This window comes from Bacteroides nordii, assembly GCF_019930665.1.
Taxonomy (GTDB): domain Bacteria; phylum Bacteroidota; class Bacteroidia; order Bacteroidales; family Bacteroidaceae; genus Bacteroides; species Bacteroides nordii.
The window spans coordinates 2,297,295-2,315,837 of the sequence record NZ_CP082886.1; the positions used below are offsets into that span (position 1 = coordinate 2,297,295).

Annotated in this window: 13 protein-coding genes; 6 read left to right on the top strand and 7 right to left on the bottom strand. The window is 43.5% G+C overall.

Annotated features, from left to right (window positions below):
- Positions 1–9: 9 nt before the first annotated feature.
- Positions 10–1,287 (top strand): replication-associated recombination protein A, encoded by a 1,278-nt coding sequence (locus tag K8P02_RS09115; RefSeq protein ID WP_195349887.1) that lies wholly within the window; start codon positions 10–12, stop codon positions 1,285–1,287.
- 18 nt (positions 1,288–1,305) lie between these two features.
- The gene (locus K8P02_RS09120) at positions 1,306–2,262 is read left to right on the top strand and encodes a D-2-hydroxyacid dehydrogenase (protein WP_025867270.1); all 957 of its coding nucleotides are present in this window, start codon (positions 1,306–1,308) and stop codon (positions 2,260–2,262) included.
- 716 nt (positions 2,263–2,978) lie between these two features.
- Here the strand turns inward: K8P02_RS09120 and cydB are convergent.
- The 7 genes from cydB to K8P02_RS09155 all read right to left on the bottom strand — a co-directional run bounded on the left by cydB (position 2,979) and on the right by K8P02_RS09155 (position 13,930).
- Positions 2,979–4,127 (bottom strand): cytochrome d ubiquinol oxidase subunit II, encoded by a 1,149-nt coding sequence (gene cydB, locus K8P02_RS09125; protein ID WP_025867268.1) that lies wholly within the window; start codon positions 4,125–4,127, stop codon positions 2,979–2,981.
- A 26-nt stretch (positions 4,128–4,153) separates the two neighbouring features.
- A complete protein-coding gene (locus K8P02_RS09130) occupies positions 4,154–5,722 on the bottom strand; it encodes a cytochrome ubiquinol oxidase subunit I (protein WP_025867267.1) in 1,569 nt (522 codons plus the stop codon).
- Positions 5,723–5,784: 62 nt separating this feature from the next.
- Positions 5,785–6,012: a DUF4492 domain-containing protein gene (locus tag K8P02_RS09135; protein WP_007485254.1), complete on the bottom strand. Its 228-nt coding sequence runs from the start codon at positions 6,010–6,012 to the stop codon at positions 5,785–5,787.
- 161 nt (positions 6,013–6,173) lie between these two features.
- Positions 6,174–8,477: an ABC transporter permease gene (locus K8P02_RS09140; protein WP_025867266.1), complete on the bottom strand. Its 2,304-nt coding sequence runs from the start codon at positions 8,475–8,477 to the stop codon at positions 6,174–6,176.
- 101 nt (positions 8,478–8,578) lie between these two features.
- Entirely contained in the window at positions 8,579–10,897 is a 2,319-nt protein-coding gene (locus K8P02_RS09145; RefSeq protein WP_122201626.1) for an ABC transporter permease, read from the bottom strand.
- A 13-nt stretch (positions 10,898–10,910) separates the two neighbouring features.
- Positions 10,911–11,585 carry an ABC transporter ATP-binding protein gene (locus K8P02_RS09150; protein ID WP_002560616.1) on the bottom strand — a complete coding sequence of 225 codons (675 nt, stop codon included), beginning with the start codon at positions 11,583–11,585 and terminating at the stop codon, positions 10,911–10,913.
- 32 nt (positions 11,586–11,617) lie between these two features.
- On the bottom strand, positions 11,618–13,930 hold the full coding sequence (locus K8P02_RS09155) for an ABC transporter permease (RefSeq protein ID WP_025867265.1): 2,313 nt from the start codon (positions 13,928–13,930) through the stop codon (positions 11,618–11,620).
- Between the two features lie 387 nt (positions 13,931–14,317).
- On the opposite strand from K8P02_RS09155, the gene K8P02_RS09160 reads away from it, so the two are divergent.
- The 4 genes from K8P02_RS09160 (at position 14,318) to K8P02_RS09175 (ending at position 18,518) form a co-directional block, all read left to right on the top strand.
- A complete protein-coding gene (locus K8P02_RS09160) occupies positions 14,318–15,124 on the top strand; it encodes a metallophosphoesterase family protein (RefSeq protein ID WP_002560619.1) in 807 nt (268 codons plus the stop codon).
- A 22-nt stretch (positions 15,125–15,146) separates the two neighbouring features.
- Positions 15,147–15,767, top strand: coding sequence for a hypothetical protein (locus K8P02_RS09165; RefSeq protein ID WP_223382408.1), 621 nt, complete (start codon positions 15,147–15,149; stop codon positions 15,765–15,767).
- A 100-nt stretch (positions 15,768–15,867) separates the two neighbouring features.
- Positions 15,868–17,208: a sigma-54-dependent transcriptional regulator gene (locus tag K8P02_RS09170; protein ID WP_002560621.1), complete on the top strand. Its 1,341-nt coding sequence runs from the start codon at positions 15,868–15,870 to the stop codon at positions 17,206–17,208.
- Positions 17,205–18,518: a sensor histidine kinase gene (locus tag K8P02_RS09175; protein ID WP_025867264.1), complete on the top strand. Its 1,314-nt coding sequence runs from the start codon at positions 17,205–17,207 to the stop codon at positions 18,516–18,518. The genes K8P02_RS09170 and K8P02_RS09175 overlap by 4 nt, the downstream gene beginning before the upstream one ends.
- Positions 18,519–18,543 lie beyond the last annotated feature (25 nt).

Consider the following 18,543-nt stretch of genomic DNA (forward strand, 5'->3'; position numbering starts at 1 on the left):
ACTAACAATATGCAACCATTAGCAGAACGACTTCGGCCAAAGACACTGGATGACTATATAGGTCAGAAACATTTAGTAGGACCTGGTGCTATCCTGCGCAAGATGATTGATGCAGGACGAATCTCCTCTTTTATCCTCTGGGGACCTCCCGGGGTGGGGAAAACAACGTTAGCGCAGATCATCGCCAACAAGCTGGAAACTCCGTTTTATACATTGAGTGCAGTTACTTCGGGGGTAAAGGATGTACGCGAAGTGATAGACCGTGCCAAGAGTAACCGTTTCTTTTCGCAGGGAAGCCCGATACTTTTCATTGATGAAATACACCGTTTCAGCAAGTCGCAGCAAGATTCACTGTTAGGGGCTGTAGAGCACGGAACGGTTACACTCATCGGTGCTACCACGGAGAATCCCTCTTTTGAAGTGATTCGCCCCCTCCTCTCCCGCTGCCAGCTTTATGTACTGAAGTCTCTCGAAAAAGAAGACTTACTGGAGTTGTTGCAACGTGCCATCACCACAGATACGATACTGAAAGAGCGCCGTATCGAACTAAAAGAGACCAACGCCATGCTCCGCTTCTCGGGAGGCGACGCCCGTAAATTACTGAACATACTGGAACTGGTAGTAGAATCCGAAACAGAAGAAACTGTCATCATCACTGACGAGATAGTAACCGAACGCCTGCAACAAAACCCGCTTGCTTATGACAAAGACGGAGAGATGCATTATGATATTATCTCTGCTTTTATCAAGTCTATCCGCGGTAGTGACCCCGATGGTGCTATCTACTGGCTGGCACGCATGGTAGAAGGTGGCGAAGATCCTGCTTTCATAGCCCGCCGCCTTGTTATTTCGGCAGCCGAAGATATCGGACTTGCCAACCCTAATGCTTTACTTATAGCCAATGCCTGCTTTGACGCACTGATGAAATTGGGCTGGCCCGAAGGTAGAATCCCATTAGCAGAAGCCACCATCTATCTGGCTACAAGCCCAAAGAGTAACTCTGCATACAGCGCCATTAATGATGCTCTTGCCATGGTACGCGAAACCGGCAATTTACCCGTTCCGCTCCACCTGCGCAATGCACCAACCAAACTGATGAAACAGTTGGGATACGGACAAGAATACAAATATGCCCACAGCTATGAAGGTAACTTTGTGAAGCAGCAATTCCTGCCGGACGAGTTGAAAGACCGCCGCATCTGGCAGCCGCAACACAATGCTGCGGAACAGAAGCATGCCGAACGAATGCAGCAGTTGTGGGGTGAGAGATATAAAGAAGGAAAATAACCAATCAAACGAAAGAATATGAAAATTGTAGTATTAGACGGTTATGCTGCCAACCCCGGCGATTTATGCTGGGAAGGCCTGAAGGCACTGGGTGAATGCACGATTTACGATCGCACTGCTCCCGAAAAAGTATTGGAACGTGCTACCGGTGCAGAAGCCATTCTGACCAATAAAGTAGTGATTACCGCAGAACATATAGCAGCCCTGCCCCAATTGAAGTACATCGGAGTACTGGCTACCGGATATAATATCATAGACATTGATGCTGCCCGTGCACGCGGAATCATAGTTACCAACATCCCCGCATACAGTACACCTTCTGTGGGACAAATGGTATTTGCACATATCCTGAACATCACTCAACAGGTGCAACACCACTCCGAAGAGGTTCATAAAGGACGCTGGACCAACAGCCCTGACTTCTGCTTCTGGGATACTCCGCTCATTGAATTGCTTGGAAAGAAAATCGGCCTTATCGGTCTGGGACAAACCGGATACAATACAGCCCGTATTGCCATCGGTTTCGGTATGAAGGTATGGGCATACACTTCTAAATCGCGTCTGCAACTACCACCGGAAATCAAAAAGATGGAACTTGACCAGATTTTCCGCGAGTGCGATATAGTGAGTCTGCACTGCCCGCTAACTGAGCAGACACGTGAATTGGTAAATGCACGTAGACTGGCACTGATGAAACCCACAGCCATACTTATTAATACCGGACGCGGCCCGTTGGTAAACGAACAAGACCTTGCCGATGCCCTCAATGAGAAAAAGATTTATGCAGCCGGCGTAGATGTACTTTCTACTGAACCGCCTCGTGCAGATAATCCGTTATTGACGGCACGCAACTGCTATATTACCCCACACATTGCCTGGGCTACCACCGCTGCCCGCGAACGGTTAATGGGAATTATGCTGGAAAACCTGAAAGCCTATATGGCAGGTAAACCAGTAAATAACGTAGCAAAATAACAGAGAACTATTCTTTTTACTGACACACTCTTTTTAAAAAAGAGACAAAGTAGAGAGAAAACAGAGAACATTGCATCACAAAAAACAGAAAAAGGGGCGTTATACACCTGGAAAAGGTGGATATAATACCGGAATAATCACCGTTTCATGCCATGGAAAGTTCAGTTTTCTTGTGTGCAAAAAGTTCCTCGGCTCCGGGGAGGCACTTCCTCGGCTCCGAGGAGGGAACGGCTCGGCTCCGGGGAGCAATAGGTTCGGCTCCGGGGAAGAAAAAAAAGGATTATCCGATTCTATTTCTCTCTCGTTGAGAGAATATCTCCTGATAGCAAAATAAAGCCGAAAAACAAGAAGAAAGAACCTTTGGAAAATAAAACAGGATGAATGACGTTCCATTAGTCATCCATCCTGTTGTTTTATTATCAAACTGCAAAAAGTTTAACGCTCTACAGTCCATTCTTTTTATCCAGCATACAATGGGCAGGAAATAGAGCACTCCTTGGCTTATAAGAAATACAATTTGACAGTTACTTAATTGACAGTGGACAGTTGACAATTGACAGTTATTCAATTGACAATTTGATTAATTATGCAGCGGGAGTACATAGCCCATCCCCCTCTGAGAGGGGATACCCTTTAAGACGGGGAAAGTGCATTGCCCCATAGCGCAGCACACTGTCAATTGTCAATTGTCCACTGTCAATTAAATAACTGTCCACTCAATAAGCGTGCCCCCCTTCATCCATCTCCTCAGCATCTATCTTCTTCTTATCAATGCTACGCCATGCATAGAAAATATAAGCAATAACGAAAGGCACGAGAATAGATACATATGCCATTGTCTTCAGGGTAAACTGGCTGGAGCAACTGTTACTCAACGTTAGTGAACTTTGGATATCAGTGAATGACGGATAGTAAGCAGTATTATTATATCCGGCTATAAGTAACAGGGCAAGCACTGTCAGTATCGTACCACCACCGGCAAACCAGATTCCTTTATCAAATGTCTTTTTCAGAAGGGTACGCAGAATACCGAATAATACCAGTACCACACCGATCAGGAAAGTAACCAGTACCGCAGGCATCGCCAGGAAGTTATTCAGATACTTATACGGTTCCATATAAATCTCTTTAGTATCCGGATTTACAGCATATCCATCAGCCAATAGTGTACGAATAACGAAAGCCAGGAAAAAAACAAGGAAAAGCCCTGCATTGGCGTAAAGCGCCCGACGACATTTAGTAATCAATGCATCATCTGCAATATTATTAATAAAATAAAGCAATCCTAAAACACGCGCCAAAAAGAACACTGCCAACCCCAGAACGACATTCCACGGATTAAGTAAAGCATCCAATCCGTGCCAACCGTTGCCCCACTGACTGATAACGGGCATCATTATATTGCCCATATTCGCTTTATTGATATAAAAATCAGAACCGGTAAAGAAAGTAGCCACAGCCCCACCAAGCAGCAACGGCCCTACTACCCCATTGATCACTAAAAACGTCTGATATGTCTTTTTGCCCAACAGGTTGCCTGCTTTACTCTGAAACTCATAACTGACAGCTTGCAGCACAAAGCTGAATAAAATAATCATCCACAGCCAGTATGCACCACCAAAGCTTGTGCTATAGAACAAAGGAAAAGAGGCAAAGAAAGCTCCGCCAAACGTTACCAGGGTAGTAAAAGTGAACTCCCACTTGCGCCCGGTAGAATTAACCATCATTTTACGGTGTTCTTCTGTCTTTCCCAGACAGAAAAGCAACGAATTTCCACCCTGCACAAACAGCAGGAATACGAGTATAGCCCCTAATAAAGAGACTATCAGCCACCAATAATGTTGTAGGAATATATATGTACTCATAATTTAAAGGAGTTAGAAGTTAGTAATTAGTAGCCAGAATCCTTTTCAGAAACCTGAGGTCCTTTCTTTATCTCACGCAACATGATACCGATCTCTGCGATCAGCATGACGGTGAACAACACTACAAAGATAAAGAACGTGGCTTGAACAGAACCAACATCCAGTTTGGAAATAGCCACTGAGGTAGGCATCATATCGCGTATCGCCCAAGGCTGACGACCACATTCTGCTACTGCCCATCCCGCTTGTCCGGCAATATAGCCCAACGGAATAGTCCACAAAGCGATGTATTGCATCCAACGCATCTTCGACAAGTCTTTCTTATAAACAAAGAAGAGAACCAGCATAAAAAACAGGATAAAATACCCGCCAAGCATTACCATCACGCGGAACGCATAGAAGTTTAACGGAACATTGGGTACTAACTCGTTCACATCCTTGATATATCCATAGCCAAAATACGGAACATTCTCTTTTAATACCGAATAGGCAATCTGTGCATCGGCTTCATTGCCTGCCGCCTTTGCCGCTTTATAGGTCTCTAACGCAGCAACCGCCTTTCGTCCACGTTCTATCTTTTCGGCAGCAGAAAGAGCTATCGTACCATCCTTCTGCATATATCCTCCTTCAATAATATTATTGATACCGGGGACAAAAGCATTCATCTCGCGTTCTGCCAGCAAAGAAAGCAGTTTGGGTACTTCAATACGGAAGAGAAAAGGTTTCACTCCGTCATCATAGGTCTTCTTCTCAGGGTTCAGCATACCGATAGCTACCAGTCCGGCACCCTCCTGTCCTTCATAATAACCTTCTACAGCAGCCAGTTTCATGGGTTGCGTTTGTGCAATCTGATAGCCGGAACCATCGCCCGTCCACAAAGCAAGCAAAGAAGCCGTCAAACCAAAGATCGCTCCGATCTTAATACTCGACATGGCAAACTTCGTATTCCGCTTCTTTAAAAGATACCAGCAACTGACACCTACCACAAAGATAGCACCTAATACCCATCCACTCAGCACCGTATGAAAGAATTTATTGACTGCCACAGGCGAAAGGGCCACTGCCCAAAAGTCCACCATCTCATTACGAACACTATCCGGATTGAACTCCATCCCTACCGGATGCTGCATCCAAGCATTGGCAACTAAAATCCACCAGGCAGAGATTGTCGCTCCCAATCCGGTGAGCCAGGTAGAAGCAAGATGGAATCGTTTGCTTACTTTATCCCATCCAAAGAACATTACAGCAATAAACGTGGCTTCCATAAAAAAGGCCAGAATACCTTCAATGGCAAGCGGTGCTCCAAAGATATCCCCTACAAACCAGGAATAATTACTCCAGTTGGTTCCAAACTCAAATTCGAGAATTAATCCGGTAGCAACGCCGACGGCAAAGTTAATACCGAATAGTTTCATCCAAAACTTAGCTGTGTGCTTCCAGAATTCATTACCTGTCTTGTAATACAGTGTTTCCATGATAGCCATTACAACCGCAAGCCCAAGGGTGAGCGGAACAAAGATCCAATGGTACATGGCTGTCATCGCAAATTGGGCTCTCGACCAATCAATCAATGAGGTGTCAATACTTTCAATCATATTATTTTGTAGTTAGTTGTTATTAGCTCGAAGTAGTAAAGGTGATGAGAAAGAGAACGTAATCAGTCTTCCGGCGGAATAGCCCGCCGAATAAGTTCTGCGCCCACGTATTCACTTTTTTCTTTATCCGAAGACAGATGTCCCAGGAAGTTTGGAAAGAAAAATATTTTAAGAATAAAAAACATGATAAACAACTTCACGAGAATGATAAGCCACAAAGTACGACCTAAGGTCATGCTACGAAAGCCCTCAAGATAGAAGTTCCAGATATTCAGGAGTGTATTCTTCATAAACAAACACGTAGTTAAATGATAGCAAACGCTAAAGTACGTTTTATATGAAGAATAACAAACAAAAGGAAGAAAAAGTTTAAAAATAGTAAGTAGTGATAAGTGATTAGTGGCTGCGCTAATATGCCGCATGGCACTAATCACTCATCACTACTCACTTATCACTCATTTTTAATACTCTTCACCGGATTCTCATTCGCCACATTCCATGCACGAAAGACAACGGTGCATATAATCAGTGCCAATACAAAGAGTGCTACCCCGATATGTGCACAAATACCCAATTGTACGGAGTCACTGAACTGCTCCAACCATTTGTTACTGATAAGATGAGCAAGCAGTGCACCGATGATTACAGCCGGCAATGCAGTCCATAGGATATTTTCTGAAAGTAATCGTAAAATCCCCGAAGCTTCGGCCCCATTCACTTTACGAATGGCAATCTCTTTACTGCGGTAACGAACTTCGTCATTGGTATAGCCAATCAATCCCATTAATGCTATCAGGAAAATAGAGATGGAAGCCAAGACAACTGCATTCCGAAAACGACGGACATCCGTATATTGCTCCTCCAACATCTGGGGTAATGACAAGAACACAACATCATCGGTAGGAAAGGCTTCTGTCATCTGTTGGTTGAGATCTGCTAGATTTTGCTCGAAAGGCTCTTTCAGACGAAGGTAATTAAAGCCGGGATTCTGGCTGGTCATTAATAATATAGGTTCTTGGGGATGATAAGCGCTTCTTATGGCATAATCTCCTACAACGCCCACTACAATGAAATCTCTCCGTCCATACTGAATCCTCTTCCCTATAGGACTATCCGTCCAGCGTGCCTGCCGTACGAATTCTTCATTCACCAGTATTTCACCTTCAACCGCAATATTCTTTCCTTCCAGAATAGGAATGCCCATCATAGGTACAAAATCCACACCGATCCAATCTATACGGGCATCTACCCTTCTACTCTCACCCACATCAAAAGTATCGCCACTGTAACCGTAACAAATCATTTGTGCAGCTGCCGCATAGTCTTCTACCATCGGGAGGTTCTTAAAGAAACTCTTTGCATTCCCCTCTTCATTTCCAAACTGATGCCAACACATGACTACCCGGTCAGGGTTATATCCCAAATCTTTATTCATTACCGTTTGATACTGTCCAAGTACTATAATAAGGAAACCAAAGATAAACGTCATTCCCATAAACTGGATGAAAAGCAACGGGCGTTTCCATGCGGTTCTCCGTTCGGTATAACGATGGAATACCTGTGTCACAGGAATAGAAGAGAACAATCCTGCGGGCATAATACCAGCCAGTAAAAGTACAGCAAGCACCACCAGAACCGGTACCCATAACGTACGCCATGCAAAGAGTGATACCAAACGGGCAGCTGTAGTTTCTTCAACAAAATCCCGGAACTGGAACATGAGCAATACTGTTAACAGGATAGCAAGCAAAACAATCAGAACAGTCTCTGTGAAAAACATCCGGAATACGGCACCTCCGGTAGCCCCGCTACACTTATGTACTCCTACAGCTTTGGCACGCCTCGCCAGAGAGGCAACCGATATTAATACATAGTTGAATGCAGCTATCAGCAAAATCACAATGGCAAGAACAGACATAACAAGCACCATTGTCCTCACCGTAGGATTGGTAGAGTGGAGATCGGACAAAGGCCGGAAAGAACATTCCCAACGATTATTTTCCCTCTTGTTAAAGTTCGGCATATACTTCTTCAACATATCAGGCAGACGGGCTTCTACTGTCTTCATACCGGCCTCATCACGAAAACGGATAATAGCCATATAGCTAATATCATATCCCCAGCCAGCACGGTTATCTCTCCACAGAGAAGCCATAGGCATTACTACATCAAAAGAAATATCCGTATTCTCCTTCAAGTCTTCAAACACTCCGCGAACCATCATGGGTTGTTTACGATCCTGATACAGATTCTTGCCTATGACGGAAGATAATTCACCATCCATCGCTCCTATCTTCTTTGCCAAAGTATGCGAGATGAAAATAACATCCGGAGACACCAGGTCCTCCGGTTTACCTGCCAATACCTTCAAGCCCAATGTAGCAAACAGGTTTTCATCTCCATATGCCATATGTTCCTGCAACCTGGTATCTCCATTATACAATACTACGTCCCCCCAGTCACGCAAGATCGTAGCATTCTCTACTTCTTTTGGGAAATTCTCTTTCAACGCAGCAGAAAGCGGACCAAAAGTATAAGAGAATGCTTTCCCTTCTACTCCATTCTGGATATTGGTCATATAAGTAAGATACAACTGTTCCGGCTGGCGAAAGAAGTTGTGGAAGCTCAACTGAAAAGCAACACTGGCAAAGAGCAGAATACCAACAAATAGCCCCAGAGTAAGAGAGATTATCTTAATAAGATTGGAACCTCTCCCACGAATAAGGGTCTGTATCGTGTAATAAAGTTGTCGCATGATCACACAAATTAGTGATTAGTGATAAGTGAGTAGTGATTAGTGATAAGTACCATCCGCCATAATAGCGCAGCCACTAATCACTCATCACTATTCACTTATCACTCGTTTTTAATACTCTTTACCGGATTCTCATTAGCAATGTGCCATGCCTTGAGTACCACACAGGCAACGATGAGTAGCAACGTTACAAATGCAATGCCCACGAAAAGCAAAGGATTCAGATCAATCTGCTCGGCAAACTGATCAAGCCAGGCTCGCCCTATAAAGTAAGAAATAACCGTACCAAGTACTACAGCCAACACCGATACATACAGAATATCACCTGCCAGCAACCGTAGTATTTGTGAAGCCTCAGCACCGTTTACTTTCCGGATGGCTATCTCCTTACTGCGACGTTGTGTCTCATCATTCACGTAACCAATCAGCCCCATGATAACAATGAGTAGAATAAAACCGGAAGTAATCCATACGGAATTGCGGAAACGATATACATCTTTATATCCATCCTTCACCATACGGTCAACCGGAACAAAATGGAGGGACACATTAGGGAAAGTCTTTCCCATAAACTCATTCAGACGTTTCAGGTTCTCATCATAAGGTTCTTTCAAGCGAATATTAAACGTATGATTGGCTTGTTCTTCATTTCCTATCAGGACAATAGGTGACTGAGGAGCATAGAAACTTTCGTTACGGATATCACGGAATACGCCGACAATCGTTCCTTCCACATCGTTCAGCTTTTTTCCCACGCCCCCGTCTGTCCACTTCATTAAGCGCACTAACTCTTCATTTACCAACAAATCTCCCTTTTTCTTCAAAGTAGAACCTTGCAGTATTTCTATCCCCATCACCTCGGGATAGTTATAGTGACAGATATTAAAATTGAGTGTGGCGATGCGTTTACCTTCATTACTCATCAATCCCCGCGTCCAGTATTGTCCCAGTACACTATGCGTTGCAGCTGTTACATCTTCAACCATTGGCTGACGACGCAATTCATCCTTAATGTGTTCTACCGTTTCTCTGGAAACCCAACTTTCGGCCTCTGTCAATCCCAGAGTCTTAATTCCCATATCACGATTCATCAGATGGCTATATTGCAACAAGGTGACCAATAGTAAACCGAGTACAAAAGAGACTCCTATAAACTGTATAAACAGTAAGGAACGTTTCCAGCTCTTTTTACCGTCAGTATGCCGGCGAAACACCTGCGTAACGGGAATACGTGAAAACAAACGTCCCGGTATACATCCAGCCAGTACAAAAAGTATCCCAATAGTCAGTAGCGGAACCCAAAGCGTATCCCATACAAAAAGAGAGGAAAGACGAACGGAAAGCAGGTCTTCTATAATCTCGCGTGCATTGACTATCAGCAATATGCTAATCAAGACTGAAATCAAGACAAGAATTCCTGTCTCTGCCAGAAACATACCGAATATGTTGGCTGAACTGGCACCGCTACATTTATGCACTCCTACGCCTTTGGCACGGCGACTCAGTGTAGCAATTGAGATCAGCATGTAATTCATAATAGCCACAAAGAAAATGGCAAAGCCCAGGAAGCCATAAATAATCAGCCGCTTTTGTACCTCGGAGGAATCCAAGTGGCGCTTTACAAGTGGAATAACGCTAAAGTCTATCTTCCAATCATCAAACTGGCTCTCCGTATATTTCTCTATTACCCGTTGGATATTATTATTCACCTCATCCACATCCGAAGCATGACGCAAGCGTAAAAATGCATAAAAGACGTCATTCCCTTTCCAGCCGTTTCCGCGGAAATAGCCTCCATTGTCATGGACAGAGACTACAAAGTCATGAGTAAGCAGTGTGTTTTCGGGAACATCCTTATAGATACCACGAATGGTAAAATTATGTTGTTTGTCTGCCGAAAGAATTCTGCCTATAGGATCTGTGTCTCCAAAAGTTTCACGGGCAAAGTGCTCGGATACGAAAACACTTCCGGGCATAATCAAGTCCTTGGGATTACCTTTCAATACCGGTATGCCAAAAGTCTGAAAAAAACACGTATCCACAAATATATAATTTACATCAGACAATAATTTGTCCTCATTATATATACTATATTCTACAAAAGGATAAACACAACTGGCACTCTCAATCTCTTTCGGCATATCTTGTGCCAATACAGCAGCTACCGGATCAAAGACGGTGTAATCGTAATTGGTTCCATCGTCTCCCATTACCTCACCTGTACTGAGATTGGTCATCTGGCAACGTACCATTGCCAGACGCTCTGCCTCCGGGTAGCACTTCTCATAACTCAGTTCGAAAGCTATTTGCGAAAAGAGCAGAATACCAATGGTAAGTCCCAGAGAAAGGGAGATAATCCTTATGATATTGGAGCCGCGTTCGCGCAATAGAGTTCGTATACTATAATAGATTTGTCTCATTGTTTTTCTTATTTTATGCCGTTACACTTGCCACAACACTACCATCGAAGAGGTGTACCGTACGATGTGCAAACGAAGCATCGTGCTGAGAGTGAGTTACCATAATGATAGTAGTTCCTTCCTTATTAAGTTCGGTAAGTAAAGCCATCACTTCGGCACCGTTTTTTGAGTCCAAATTACCGGTAGGCTCATCGGCAAGAATCAGTTTGGGGTTAGTGACTACCGCACGGGCAATGGCTACACGCTGTTGCTGTCCACCCGAGAGTTGCTGAGGAAAGTGTTTGGCACGATGGCTGATATTCATTCGTTTCAGGATGTCTTCTACCATGCGGCGACGTTCGGATGCCTTTATGCCGAGGTACGTCAGGGGGAGTTCCACATTCTCATAGACGTTCAGTTCGTCTATCAGGTTAAAACTCTGGAATACAAATCCCAGTTTGCCTTTACGCACGCGGGTACGTTCTTTTTCTTTCAGCTCGGCTACTTCTTCTCCTAACAATTTATAGGAGCCTTCAGTAGGGTTATCCAATAGCCCAAGAATATTCAATAGTGTAGACTTGCCACAACCCGAAGGTCCCATTATGGCAACAAACTCTCCTTCCTTAACATTTAGGTTAACATGATTCAATGCTACGGTTTCTACTTCTGAAGTGCGAAATACCTTACTAATGTTTTCAATCTGTATCATACTGCTATTTATTTTATTGATTTATCTTCTGTTTATTCACTCTTTATACTATTCACCGGATTTTCATTGGCTATGCGCCATGCCTTCCAGACAACACAGGCAACAATAACAATGAGGACACCTATAACCACCCATACATACACCATCCAGTTAAGCGGTACGTGTTCGGCAAACATATCCATCCACATCGTATTGACGTACCACGATGCTACGCTGCCGATAACTGTTGCCGGCAATGCCACATAGAGAACATCTTTGGACAGAAGTTCCAGAATACCGGATGCTTCGGCTCCATTCACTTTGCGGATGGCAATCTCTTTACTACGTCGGCGCACCTCATCTGCCGTGTAACCTATCAATCCCATCAGCATCACAAAGAACATGGCTATAGTTGCCATCAGTGTGGCATTGCGAAACACGCGTAATGCGTTATAATTCTCTGCCATACTCTGCTCCAGACTACGGAAACTGACTGTTTTATCGGGGAAAGCTTCAGAGGATTCCTCATTCAGCTTACGTAAATTCTCGGCAAAAGGTTCTTTCAAACGAACGTGGATACAATTGCCAAAGTTTTTGTAACAATGGACAATGAGCGGTTCCTGTTCGTTATAAAAACTATTGGTACGAAAGTCTTTCAATACTCCCACAACTTTGTAAGTACTGCCTTCAGCATGAACGATACGACCTACTATCTCATTTCCCCAACGCATCCGTTCTGCAAAGTTCTCATTCACCACCACTTCATCCTTTTCGCGGGCCATACGTCCCTGTTTCATCTTCATTCCCATCATAGCGGGATAGTTTTCTTCTTCCTCACAAAAACGGGAAGAGAAAAGTGCCTGTCCACCCTCATTCTGTATCATCATACCGCTAAAACCAATGCACGGAGGGTATGAAGCTGATGAAACACTCTCCACATAGGGCAATCCTTTGAAGAACTGACGGGCATAATTACTGTCTTCTGATGTACCACCAAAGGTGGAATAACTATAAACAACCTGTTTCGGATTATAGCCCGTATCTTTGTTCAATACATATTTGTATTGAACCATCACTACACACATCAATCCGCATATAAAAGTTACTCCAGCAAACTGAATAAACAGCAACGGACGTTTCCAACCCTTTTTTCCCTCCGTATAGCGATGGAATACTTGCGACACAGGTATCCGCGCAAACATTCGTCCCGGCAATATGCCACCTACCAGAAACAATAGGAACACAGTAAATAACGGTACCCAAAGCCTGTCAAAAGCAAACAATGACTCCAGTTTGGCAGCGGTTGTATCTTCAAAAAACTCGCGGAAGTTCACTAATATCAGTAACATCAGCAACAGTGCCAGCAGAATAATGATACCGGTCTCCAGCAGGAACATTCCAAAAACCTTACCACCGCTCGCGCCACTACTCTTATGTACACCCACGGACTTGGCACGGTAAGCCAATGAAGAAATAGAAATAAGCACATAGTTCAATCCGGCAATGAAAAGAATCGCAAATCCTAAAATACTCATTATACTCTTCATCCGTTTTACCTCGTCATAATTACGGTATACATCACGGATGGGTTTCACCACAGCTGTATAGCCATACATTCCCTCACCTTCTTTGGGAAGATATTTTTGTATCATACCGTCCAGACGTGCAATGACAGCTTCCTTATCTGCCCCGGGGCGGAAACGGATGTATTCAAAATAACTGTCGCCGCCATCCCAGGAATAGTTGCCTATATCACGACTCCACATGCTGGGCATAGATATCACAGCTTCGGGGCGTAAGGTCGTGTTTTCGGGTAAAGCGGCATAGATGCCTTTTACCGTCATTTCTATGGATTTATTATAGCTGAGTACTTTACCGACAGGATTCTCTCCACCAAAGATCTTTGCAGCCAAACGATCGCTCAGGAAAATAACATCCTTCTGCATCAGATCTCTCGGATTACCGCTAAGCACCTCGATACCCATTGTCTGAAAGAAGAGCGAATCTGCCATTATCTTATTATCATCAAACCGGACGCTTCCGTTATATAGAGGTAATGAGGCCGCCCATTTACAAATGCTGGTAGCAGCTTCTACCTCTTCTGGGAAATTCTCAAGGATAGCACCTGCCACAGGACCGTAATTCATATCCTGCGGTTCGCTCTTCTCACCGTTAACAGTGAAAATAGAGAAAACCTGATAAAGGTTGTCATAATCTTTGTAACATTTGTCGAAACTCTGTTCGAATGCCACACGGGCAAACAACAAAATGCTCATCGTCAATCCCAGTCCAAGAGAGATGATCTTGATAAGATTGGAACCGCGTCCCCGAAGCAATGTTCTAATTACATAATAAAGTTGTCTCATATATCTTGCAAAGTTAATTGTTCTTTTCAGAAACGGAGAAGAAACGTTTCACAACGTCACCTCTCCCGCTGGCAATGCATGAAGCCAGTTAATCTTAAAGAAATCATATTAATTGTTTTATTCATCAGCATTTGTTTCATAAAAACAGATTCTATGTTTCTCTTTATAAAGCAGAAAGTATGCCAAAGCAATTAAAACATTGAGAAACAAAGAAGTACAAGAAAACAGGTTTTGTACAGCTGTCTAATTATTAGACAACGTTCGTCTAATTATTAGACAATACTTCTCCAAAATTGTTCTATAACACTGAATCGGAGTAAGCATCTATTGTTCGCCAAGAAGAAAACTTTATCTTTGCGCGAAGTTTTCAATTAACGAATTAGGAGTATGAAGAAAAAAAAGATTAGCGGCTTCTTGATTTATCTGTTTCTACTTTCAGGATGCGATATGATAGATTATCATCCATACGATGTACATATCAAAGGAGAAACAGAGGTCAATGCCAAAAACATCAAAAGAATAGAAGCCAACTGTAAAGACAAAACAACCATCCGTTTTGTAGCCATGGGCGATTCGCAACGGTGGTATGACGAAACTGAGAAGTGTATAAGCTCCATCAACCAACTGAAAAACATAGACTTTGTCATTCACGGAGGAGATGTAAGCGATTTCGGTGTCACCAGTGAGTTTATATGGCAGCGCGATCTCATGAATAGCCTGAAAGTTCCCTATGTGGTTTTATTGGGAAACCATGATTGCTTAGGAACGGGAAGAGAAGCATATACCAAAATATTCGGTCCGGCAAATTTCTCTTTCATTGCAGGAAACACAAAGTTTGTTTGCCTCAACACAAATGCATTGGAGTTTGATTATTCTGAGCCGATACCTGATTTCAATTTTATTGAGAACCAACTGACGGAGCGACAAGATGAATTTGAGAAGACCGTAGTAGCAATGCACGCAAGACCCGGTTCCGACGTATTCAATAACAATGTTTCAAAAGTCTTTCAACGTTACATAACACAGTATCCCCAGTTACAGTTTTGCCTGAATGCACATGACCATAGAGTAAGCACGGACGATCTTTTTGACGATGGCGTTATATACTATGGAAGCGATTGCATGAAACACCGTAGCTACATGTTATTTACTATTACCCCTGACAATTATACTTATGAACTGGTCAACTTTTAAATATGCTCTTTGTGCCGGACTAATGCTTCTGCTATTCAGTCCCGGCAGCTTTGCACAACAAGATTCAATTGTAAAACCCAATAAATATGACAAACGTATCCACCGCTACCGTGGACACTGGGAAAAACTAATACCCACACACACCAAAGTACAGTTTGCCGGAAACATGGGATTACTGTCCTTTGGCACAGGATGGGATTACGGAAAAAAGAATCAGTGGGAAACGGATGTGTTTTTAGGATTTATACCCAAATATGATTCCAAGCGTACAAAGGTGACCATGACACTAAAACAAAACTATATGCCCTGGAGCCTCAACCTGGGCAGAGGTTTCTCTACTGAACCATTGACTTGCGGTATCTATTTCAACACGGTATTCGGTAATGAATTCTGGGTTCACGAACCAGACCGGTACCCCAAAGGATATTACGGTTTCTCCAGTAAGATACGTTCACATATCTTCCTGGGCCAACGGCTTACTTATGATATAGATCCCCAACGACGATATACAGCAAAATCAATTACTTTCTTCTACGAATTAAGTACGTGCGACCTGTATCTGATAAGTGCTGCAACAAATAGTTATCTTCGTCCCAGAGACTATCTTAGTCTTTCATTTGGATTGAAATTACAACTGTTTTAATAGGGGGTACGAATCGGTAGTTGACTATTCATTTATCACGAATCACTACTCACAAATCATTTTATTACGTATATTTGTTCCGATATTAACTCTCAAATTTATGAGTAAACAAGGAACTATTCTTATCGTCGATGATAATAAAGGAGTACTGACAGCCGTTCAGCTACTCCTGAAAAACTACTTTACAAAAGTTATCACTCTTCCTTCACCCGTCACTTTACCGGCTGTATTGCGCGAAGAAGCTCCCGAAGTGATTCTTCTTGATATGAACTTTACATCTGGTATCAACAGCGGAAATGAGGGACTTTTCTGGCTACATGAAATAAAGAAACTACGTCCGACACTACCCGTTATCCTTTTCACGGCTTATGCTGATATCGACCTTGCTGTAAAAGGTATTAAAGAAGGTGCTACAGACTTTATCGTAAAACCTTGGGACAACCAGAAACTGGTAGAAACCTTGCTATCTGCCGCCACCCAGGCAAAAGGTGGAAAGAAAAAACACACAAAGCAGGAAAACAATTCTTGTAATTCCATGTATTGGGGAGAAAGCAGCGCCATGCAACAACTGCGCCAGCTTATAGAGAAAGTAGCTGTCACCGATGCCAATATCCTCATCACCGGTGAAAACGGCACAGGTAAAGAGATGCTGGCAAGGGAAATACACGCCCTCTCCCAGCGAAAACAAGAGGAAATGATAGTAGTGGATATGGGTGCTATCACAGAATCATTGTTTGAGAGCGAACTATTCGGACATGTAAAAGGCTCATTCACGGATGCATATGCCGACCGTACCGGTAAATTTGAAGCTGCCAACCACAGTACACTTTTTCTGGATGAAATAGGAAACCTCCCCTACCACCTGCAAGCCAAACTATTGACTGCTATCCAACGACGGAGCATCGTCCGGGTAGGTAGTAATGAACCGTTACCGATAGATATACGTCTTATCTGTGCCACTAACCGTAATTTACAGGAAATGGTAAACCGGGATGAATTTCGTGAGGACCTGCTCTATCGTATCAATACGATTCATGTAGAAATCCCTCCTCTGCGCGAACGAAAGGAAGACATTGTTCCACTGGCCGAACGATTCATCGCCCGATTCTGCAAACAATATGATAAGGCTTTGATAAGCCTCGGACCTTCTGCCAAAGACAAACTGACCGCTCATCCCTGGTATGGTAATATCCGCGAATTGGAACATGCTATCGAAAAAGCAATTATCATCTGTGACGGAGCAGTAATACCTGCTGAAATATTTCAGCTCTCCCGCCGTACGGAAATGCCTGAAACAACCGCTTCCACTCTTGAAGAGATGGAAATGAAGATGATACAAAAAGCGTTGGAGAAATGCGGAGGAAATCTTTCTGCCGTTGCTGCTCAATTGGGCATTACACGGCAGACGTTGTACAACAAGATGAAAAAGTTCGGCTTATGAGTTCACTCCTCCGGCAACTAACAGACAAATACTGGTTTCGCGTGCTGCTAAGCCTCTCTCTGGGCATCACCACAACCTTGCTTGCCACAAATGGAACCTTCGTCTGGATGGGCATATGCCTTTGTACCCTGCTATGGAGTCTTTGGTGGCAGTTACGACTTTATCGTCATCATACCCGTCAGGTACTTTTCATGATTGATGCGCTGGAGAACAACGATAACTCCTTTCATTTTCCCGAAGAAGAAAGTACATCCGATAACCGGGAAATAAACCGTGCCCTTAACCGTGTGGGACGTATATTATATAATGTAAAGGCAGACACAGCACAACAGGAAAAATACTACGAACTCATACTCAACTGCATCAGTACCGGACTGCTGGTACTGAATGATAACGGTGCGGTCTATCAGAAAAATGAAGAAGCCCTCCGTTTGCTCGGATTGAGTGTATTCACCCACGTGCAACAACTAAGTCAGATAGATACAGGATTAGTAGAAATACTCTCTTCCTGTCGCCCGGGAGATAAACTGCAAACCACTTTCAACAACGAACGGGAAACAGTGAATTTATCCATACGTGTATCAGACATCACCGTACGGAAAGAGCACCTGCGTATCCTGACACTCAACAATATCAACACCGAACTGGATGATAAGGAAATAGACTCCTGGATAGGCCTGACACGCGTACTGACTCACGAAATCATGAACTCAGTTACTCCTATTACCTCTCTGAGTGATACCTTGCTCTCTCTTGCCGATACAAAAGACGAAGAGATATGCAACGGTTTGCAAACAATCAGTTCTACCGGAAAAGGATTGCTTTCTTTCGTCGAATCCTACCGCCGTTTCACACGTATCCCCGTACCCGAACCATCGTTATTCTATGTCAAGGCTTTTATTGATCGCATGGTAGAGCTGGCAAAGCACCAGAATCCGGACGGTAACATCTCTTTCCGGACCGACGTATCACCCGCCGACCTGATTCTGTATGCAGACGAAAACCTCATCTCACAGGTGGTTATCAATCTGTTGAAGAATGCTATACAGGCAATAGGTGACCAAACGGACGGTTGCATCTCCATCCATGCCTGTTGCAACGAGGCAGAAGAAGTAATCATAGAAGTAAAGAACAATGGTCCTGTGATCCCGCCGGAAGTAGCAGAACATATCTTCATCCCTTTCTTTACCACCAAAGAAGGGGGAAGCGGCATTGGTCTCAGCATATCCAGGCAGATTATGAGGTTGTCCGGCGGAAGTATTACACTGTTGCCGGGAAAAGAAACCAGGTTCATACTGAAGTTTAAATAACCTCTGTGACAATACTTTCTCAAAC